Here is a 7,405-nt window from a genome sequence, read left to right on the forward strand (position 1 = left end):
GAAAATGTGGCCAAGGCTTATGAAGCTCTGTAATTAATAAATAATCACCTCAACAGGTGCTGGTGTTGGCCGGCACCTGTTTTTTTAGTCAATAAGACCCCCAAGCTATCACTTGGGGGTCTGACTTTAGTTGGCTAGTAAGTGACTTTGTTGGAGGAGGTTCATCAGCTCATTTTTTGAAGTGCAGTCATCAACCTGCTTTAGCCACTTGCTATCAGAAGCATACCTGAGCATGACTTCCAGAAATGGTACCTGGAGTTTAGCATCTACGGGGGCCAGGGTGATGACAATGCGAATATTTTGTCCACCCCGGCTTTTGAATGATTGTTTGAAGAGGTTAAGGCCAATCCCTAACTCGTTGACACCATCTGCCGGACCGCCATGGGCCAGCATAATCCCATTACCGATGACCATGAAATCACCGTGTTTGATTGTTGAATCAATAATTTTTTTAACGTAGCGGCCTTCGATGGCGCCACTTCTTTCTAAGGGGGCAAATGACTGGTGGATGGCATCCCGCCAGTCCATCTGACTGTTAAACAGCTGGAGATAATGGGGGTTGATCCCCAGAAACTTTTCCTTGTTCGGATAGTTCATGCTAATACTTTTGGCCGAAAGCAGGAAGTCAGTTAAAGCCTCTTTCAACTGCTGGGGATGTTCAATCCGGGCATAATTCTGAGATCACATCCATGAGTGATTCAATGTTGATGCGGGATACGGTATTCTTTGACAGGATGTGCGTGTCTACGAGGAAGCGTTGGATAGCATGCCAATCAGCCTTCGAAGGCATGGGCTGGATTTGAATGTGGGGAACGTGGTGGTCATGGTTGATGGGCAAGGTGCTGATGATGCCGGCAACGTTGCTCCAGTTGACGTTTTCCAGTTCCAGGGTGTTGAAGGGCCGCCGGAAGTTGACTGACGGGTAAACATTTCTGAGCTGGCTAAAGAGCAGGTGTGAAGTACCAATCCCACTCGAGCAAACCACCAGGATCTCGTTTTTCTGGGTTTGCTGGTGCTGATTGCGGAGAGCACTCCCAAAGTAGATCGAGATGAGGGAGATTTCATCGTCGGACAGCTTGGTATCTAAGAATTTTTCCAGTGGCGATACAGATAACTTAGTTAATTGAAAGGTTTCCTGGTAATTGGTCGTAATTTCGTTGAGCAACGGGTTGTGGTACTGGATGTGGTATTTACAGCGGTAGTAGGTGGGAACCAGGTGAACAGTGAGGTTTTCAATCAGTTTATTGATATTCCTTGATAGGGGGGCATTAGCCGACAAGATACACAGGTGGACAATTTTTTGGCAATTGGCCGCAGCTTATTCATCATCGGGTTGTCACGATTAATGTAGGAAAATTGATTGGCGTTAACAATCTCACTGAGATAACGGACTTCGGCAAGGTTCTCGACGTTCAACCCCTCCAGAAAGCGAGTTGCCCACATATTCGAGAGTGAGTAGGTGATGGGTTGCTGAGTATCAGAATGAGTTAGCCAATAGTGGTGGTTGGCTAGTCGTAGGGTGTACCACTTAAGATATTGCGTTAATGAATTGAACGCATTCCCGGTGAGTGTACTCCCGGTGATTTGTTCAAACTTTTGGAGTTGTTCCTCAATGTAGGCCTGGTGTTGGTCAAACTCGGGTACTTGAATGAGCTCGAGAATCGTTGAGAGGTTGGCTAACACCCAACGTCGTTTTAAGATTTCAGTGCCTTTAATGGCCTTCCCATGCGAAGTGTTGACTAGTGATAGTCCCTCTGGCAAGTTGGCCTTAACGTAGCGAATATCGCTGAGAATAGTATTCTTGCTGACGTTAAAGAGCTGCTGCATGCTCGAAATCACCGGGTAGTAGTCACTAATCATCAGGAAAGTATCAATGGTTTGCCGTTCATTATTGCGTGGTGTTTTCAGCAGTTGAATGTTTAACTTGGGCTGTTCTTCACTAACTATCGTGAGGTGTTGTAAGGCTTGGTTAGTTTCGCTGCTGATGAGGTAACCAGTCGGTCGAATATAAGAGATAGGGCCAAGGCCAGCAGCGTTTAACTAGCTGTTGACCTTTTTAATTGTGTAGAAGAGTGAACGGCGAGAAATATGCAATTGGTCTGTTAAAGATTGTGAATTTGTGAACTTAGTTTTCGATTCACATAGCATGGTGAGTAAATCGTTGCCGTGACGACTTTTACTGAAAGTAATCATTAAAATAGCCCCCAATTTGAGTGAGCAGTTTTTGCACTCTGCTATAAGATATTATTGCGCTTATGTACCTTTTTGTAAATATTTATACTGCTAGACGATAAGACATGGAAATGAGGTGATTAGGGGGTGTCTTTAATCGATCCGGGACTGATCCAGGTTAATGTTGAGGCCAGTGATTGGAAAGACGCTATTAAGAAAGCGGTTCAACCACTTGTTGATCATAACAAGGTGACGGATAAATATTCTAAACGGATCATCGAAATTGCCGAAGAAACTGGGCCTTACATCGTGATCGCCCCTCATGTTGCATTGCCACATGCCAGTTCGAAAGATGGTGTCCTGGCGGATGCAATTGGGCTAACGGTTTTGAAAACGCCAGTTAAATTTGGCAATAAGGATAATGATCCAGTGAAGTATCTCTTTACCCTTAGTTCCGTCAAGCCTGAAGGCCATTTGGACCAGATGGCAGAGCTGGTGCAAGTACTCCAGAAGCCAGATATCTACCAACAATTAGATGCGGCGCAGAGCCCTGCACTGGCTGATGAAGTTGTGAACAATTAGTTGAAAGGAAGTATTAGTTATGGCTAGCGCATTAGTAACATGTCGTAATGGGATGGGGACCAGCACGATGATGACGGTCCAAGTACGGGACGTTGCCTCCAAGAATGGCTGGGACCTGGATGTTTCTCACTCCAGTCTTGATGGTGTTGGTAGCTTTAACGGTGACGTTGTCATTGCTTTGAACGACGTTGCAGCCGACCTGAAGAAGGAATACCCGAACAAGAAGGTCATTGGAATTACCAACATGATGGATGCCAATGAAATTGAACAAAAGTTAAAGCCAATTATGGAATGTTAATGGGGGATAGTTAGACATGAAATTTGTCGTTGCATTACTTAGTAATCCAGCCATCCTGTTAGGGCTGGTTGCTTGTATCGGTTTGATTGCCCAAAAGGGAAAGACCGGTACTGACGTCATTAAAGGGACGATTAAGACCATTGTCGGTTTCGCCATCTTCCAAGGTGGGTCGCAATGATCACCGCTGCCCTGCAAAGCTTTAACAAGCTGTTCCAAACTGGGTTCCACATTCACGGGGTTATTGCCGCTCCTGAAGCAGCGACGGCAGCTGCCCAAAACCACTACGGCTTCGTTGTTTCCGTTGTTTTGATTCTGGGCTTTGTCTTCAACTTGATTTTTGCCCGGATTACACCATTTAAGAACATCTTCTTCACTGGTGGTCACAGTTTGTTCTTTGCTTGTGAGCTGGGCTTGATTCTGAAGTCCTACGGGATGAGCGACTTCTGGTCCTGCATCCTTGGTGGGGTCATCTTAGGGTTCTGCTCTACTGCACTTCCTGAACTGTGTCAGCCATTTATGCGGAAGATTACTGGCGGTGACCAACAAGCGATCGGTCACTTTAACATGATTGGTTACGCCCTTTCTGGTTGCGTTGGTTTACTGTTCAAGAAGCACGCTGATGAAACTACCGAAAACATTCATTTTCCAAAGTTACTGTCATTATTCAAAGACTTTATTATCGGTGTTGCCATCTTAATGCTGATCTTGTTCTACGCCGCAACTCTGGCTGCCGGCAAGGCTTGCACTACCAAGGTTTCTGGCGGTGTTCACTGGTTGGTATTCCCACTGCTGCAAGCCATTTCGTTCACTGCCGGGATGAGCATCCTGATGTACGGTGTTGGGATGTTCCTGGAAGAATTGACGAACGCCTTCGTTTCAATTTCTACCAAGTTTATTCCTGGTTCTCGTCCAGCACTGGACGTGCCAACGATCTTCCCGTACGCACCAACTGCAATCCTGGCTGGATTCATTAGTTCATATACGGCCGGGTTGGTTGCGATTGCGATCATGCTTGCCCTGCACTTCTCAGCTGTTATTATTCCAGCTGCCCACATTTGCTTCTTCTCTGGTGGTGCTTCCGCCATCTTTGGGAACTCTACTGGTGGCTGGCGTGGGGCCATCGCTGGTTCATTCGTCATGGGGCTGCTCTTAGCCTTCCTGCCACTCGTTTTGATGCCAACATTCCAACACATGGGGATCAACGGTTCAACGTTCCCGAACGTGGACTACAACGTTATTGGTATTTTCCTTAAAGGTGTCTTGAACTTGTTCTAATTTGAAAGGACTTTGCAATGATTCAAAAAGTAAACACTGAAAAGAAAATGGCAGACTACAACTTGATGTCTGTTGTTCGTGCAACGCCTGAACGGACCTTGGAAATCGCTAAGGCCTGCTACGAAGGCGGCGTCAAGATGATGGAAATCAGCTTTACTGTTCCGACTGCGCTGGATTCAATCGATCTGGTCAAAAAGGAAATACCTGAAGTGGTTATTTGTGCCGGGACGGTACTGGACCCAGCAACTGCGCGTTTAGCAATTCTTCACGGCGCAGATGCTATTCTGTCACCACAATTTGACCGAGAAGTAGCTGAAATTGCTAACCTGTACCAGGTTCCTTACTGCCCAGGTTGCCACTCAATTACTGAGATGACGACTGCGCTGAAGGCCGGAGCTTCATTTATCAAGTTCTTCCCTGGTTCAGCTGTTGATGGTCCAAAGTTGATTAAGACTTCAATTACCCCAACGCCATACGTTCCGGTACTGGCTTCTGGTGGGATCAACTTTGACAATTTCTATGACTTCTTGGATGCAGGTGCCGACATTACCTGCTTTGGTGGCCTGCTGGCTAAGGGTGATGCAGCCACTATTAAGAAACATGCAACCAAGCTGAGTCAGATGTTGGCTGACTACCGCGCAAAGCACTAGTCAATCCACCTCATGGCACAATCGCGATAACAATATTCTCTTCCCAAAAAAAGATTGTGCCATTAAATTGAACAAATAGCGGTGTCGCTAAGACTCTTTGAGTTGAGGCGACATCGCTATTTTTATTTCGACTGCTTATTGTTGAGTCAAGGGTGGTTGGTCCTGATTGTCCATTGCAAAGGACATTAGTTGACTGAAGACGGGGAGCGCTTTCACCTACAATGAAATTGTATATAGAAGACAACTCACATGAGGGAGGAACAATCATGGATAAACTTGACCAAGCCGGAGTTGATTCACTGCGGTTCATGAGTATTGATATGATCGAAAAGGCAATGAGTGGGCACCCGGGCATTACGATTGATGCGGCCCCAATGGCCTACGTACTATGGGAAAAGTTTTTAAACTTCAACCCTAACGATCCTAAGTGGCTGAATCGCGACCGCTTTATCCTATCTGCAGGGCATGGTTCGGCGCTGCTTTACAGTTTGCTGCATTTTAACAAGTATGACGTTAGTCTCGAAGACATTAAAAACTTCCGCCAACTGAATTCAAAGACGCCAGGTCACCCAGAATACGGCCACACAGCCGGTGTGGATGCCACTACTGGGCCACTGGGACAAGGCCTGGGGATGGCTGTGGGGATGGCCATGGCTGAAGCACACCTGGCCGCCAAATATAACAAGCCAAATTACCCGTTGTTCGACCACTACACTTACTCCTTAGTCGGTGATGGTGACTTGATGGAAGGCATCAGTCAGGAAGCAATTAACATTGCCGGTGACAAGGGCCTCAATAAGCTGATTGTTCTTTACGATTCCAATGACATTTCACTGGACGGTCCACTGAGCCTCAGTACCAATGAACGTGAAAAGACCCGTTTTGAAGCTGCTGGTTGGGATTATCTGAAGGTTGCTGATGGTAACAACTTTGACGACATCAGTAAGGCAATTGCAATGGCCAAGACCACTGATAAGCCAACCTTGATCGAAATCAAGACGATCATTGGCTACAACACTCCAGATGCCGGGACTAACAAGGTTCACGGTTCTGCGCTGGGCGAAGCCAACGTTGCTGCTGCTCGGAAGGCGTACAACTGGAACTACCAACCATTTGAATACCCTGACGGGGTTGAAGACCGCTTTGGCCAGTACGTTGATGCCAAGAAGGACGCCTACGATGCTTGGAAGCAGTTGGCTGGCAAGTACGCCGCAGATTACCCGGCAGAATACAAGCAATTGACGACAACCGAACTAGATACCTCAGCAGTCAAGGATGATTACGAAAACGGCTCTGAAATTGCAACGCGGGTTGTTGGTGCTGATGTCCTCCAAGAATTGGCTGCCAAGAACCCTCAACTGTGGGGTGGGGCTGCCGACCTCTTCTCATCTAACAAGACTGACTTGAAGAACGACGGGATTTTTGCCAAGGACAACTATGCCGGCCGAAACATTTACTTTGGTGTCCGTGAATTTGGGATGGCCGCTGCCGTTAACGGGATCAACCTTCACGGAGGAAGCCGGGCATATGGTAGTACCTTCATGGTCTTTAGTGATTACTTGAAGGCCGCTATTCGGCTGGCTGCACTGCAACACTTGCCATCAATCTTTATCTTTAGTCACGATTCCCTGGCAGTTGGTGAAGATGGACCGACCCATGAACCAATTGAACAACTGGCAATGTTCCGGACGATTCCAAATGTCCAAGTGTTCCGTCCAGCTGACGCTCACGAAGCGGTTGCTGCCTGGAAGGTCATTGCTAAGACCACTGACAAGCCAAGTATTTTGATTGAATCACGGCAGAAGTTGCCAGTCCTGGCTGAAACTGAAAATGCCGATGTTGATCGTGGTGCTTACATTGTTTCGCCTGCTAAGACTTCAACTCCGGATGGAATCCTGATGGCCACCGGTTCAGAAGTCCAACTGGCTTTGGCTGCTAAGAAGCAGTTGGAAGCTGCTGGCAACTATGACATTCAAGTTGTTTCGATGCCAAGCATGGAACGGTTCAACTTACAACCTGACGAATACAAGAACAAGGTTCTGCCAAAGACAGTTCGGAAGCGCCTTGCAATTGAAATGGGTAATACTGGATTGTGGTACAAGTACGTTGGTCTTGACGGTAAGGTGATCGGTGTTGACACCTTTGGGAAGAGTGGCAAGGGTCCAGAAGTAATTAAGGACTTTGGCTTCACTGTTGACCACGTGGTTGATACTTTTAACCAATTGTGGCAAGACAAGTAATTTCTAATATTCTTTCAACCTAAACCAAATAATTAGCAAACAAAATGGTTTCCCCGATTTAAAATTGAAGTGCAACACTTGATAACTAGACCAATTAGACTAGCTTAAAAGGCCATGAAGGCCTATTCTTATTATTAACGACAAAATCAACAGATAAGGATAGGTGTCTTCATGACCCAAACTAAGAA

7 protein-coding genes and 2 pseudogenes are annotated in these 7,405 nt (G+C 46.5%); 6 read left to right on the forward strand and 3 right to left on the reverse strand.

Features of this window, described 5'->3' with window-relative positions; all coding sequences use genetic code 11:
- Nucleotides 1–126: 126 nt before the first annotated feature.
- On the reverse strand, nucleotides 127–597 hold the full coding sequence (locus ACEYV4_RS08590; RefSeq protein ID WP_373842888.1) for a PTS sugar transporter subunit IIA: 471 nt from the start codon (nucleotides 595–597) through the stop codon (nucleotides 127–129).
- A gap of 169 nt (nucleotides 598–766) precedes the next feature.
- On the opposite strand from ACEYV4_RS08590, the gene ACEYV4_RS08595 reads away from it, so the two are divergent.
- Nucleotides 767–919, forward strand: coding sequence for a hypothetical protein (locus ACEYV4_RS08595; protein WP_373842894.1), 153 nt, complete (start codon nucleotides 767–769; stop codon nucleotides 917–919).
- Nucleotides 920–1,087: 168 nt separating this feature from the next.
- On the opposite strand, the pseudogene ACEYV4_RS08600 reads toward ACEYV4_RS08595, so the two are convergent.
- Together ACEYV4_RS08600 and ACEYV4_RS08605 are read right to left on the reverse strand one after the other, a co-directional pair.
- A pseudogene (locus ACEYV4_RS08600) lies at nucleotides 1,088–1,279 on the reverse strand (PRD domain-containing protein); the annotation flags it as partial.
- Nucleotides 1,237–1,827, reverse strand: a complete 591-nt coding sequence (locus tag ACEYV4_RS08605) for a hypothetical protein (RefSeq protein ID WP_373842889.1) — start codon at nucleotides 1,825–1,827, stop codon at nucleotides 1,237–1,239. The gene ACEYV4_RS08605 and the pseudogene ACEYV4_RS08600, both read right to left, overlap by 43 nt.
- Nucleotides 1,828–2,319: 492 nt before the next feature.
- Between ACEYV4_RS08605 and ACEYV4_RS08610 the strand changes: the two genes are divergently transcribed.
- The 5 genes and pseudogenes from ACEYV4_RS08610 to tkt all read left to right on the forward strand — a co-directional run bounded on the left by ACEYV4_RS08610 (nucleotide 2,320) and on the right by tkt (nucleotide 7,217).
- Nucleotides 2,320–2,754, forward strand: coding sequence for a PTS sugar transporter subunit IIA (locus tag ACEYV4_RS08610; protein ID WP_373842890.1), 435 nt, complete (start codon nucleotides 2,320–2,322; stop codon nucleotides 2,752–2,754).
- A 19-nt stretch (nucleotides 2,755–2,773) separates the two neighbouring features.
- Nucleotides 2,774–3,052, forward strand: a complete 279-nt coding sequence (locus ACEYV4_RS08615) for a PTS sugar transporter subunit IIB (RefSeq protein ID WP_373842891.1) — start codon at nucleotides 2,774–2,776, stop codon at nucleotides 3,050–3,052.
- A gap of 16 nt (nucleotides 3,053–3,068) precedes the next feature.
- A pseudogene (locus ACEYV4_RS08620) lies at nucleotides 3,069–4,327 on the forward strand (PTS ascorbate transporter subunit IIC).
- A gap of 17 nt (nucleotides 4,328–4,344) precedes the next feature.
- Nucleotides 4,345–4,977 carry a ketohydroxyglutarate aldolase gene (locus ACEYV4_RS08625; protein WP_373842892.1) on the forward strand — a complete coding sequence of 211 codons (633 nt, stop codon included), beginning with the start codon at nucleotides 4,345–4,347 and terminating at the stop codon, nucleotides 4,975–4,977.
- 266 nt (nucleotides 4,978–5,243) lie between these two features.
- Nucleotides 5,244–7,217 carry a transketolase gene (gene tkt / locus ACEYV4_RS08630; protein ID WP_373842893.1) on the forward strand — a complete coding sequence of 658 codons (1,974 nt, stop codon included), beginning with the start codon at nucleotides 5,244–5,246 and terminating at the stop codon, nucleotides 7,215–7,217.
- The last annotated feature ends 188 nt before the right edge of the window (nucleotides 7,218–7,405 follow it).

Source organism: Limosilactobacillus sp. (assembly GCF_041859915.1).
Taxonomy (GTDB): Bacteria; Bacillota; Bacilli; order Lactobacillales; family Lactobacillaceae; genus Limosilactobacillus.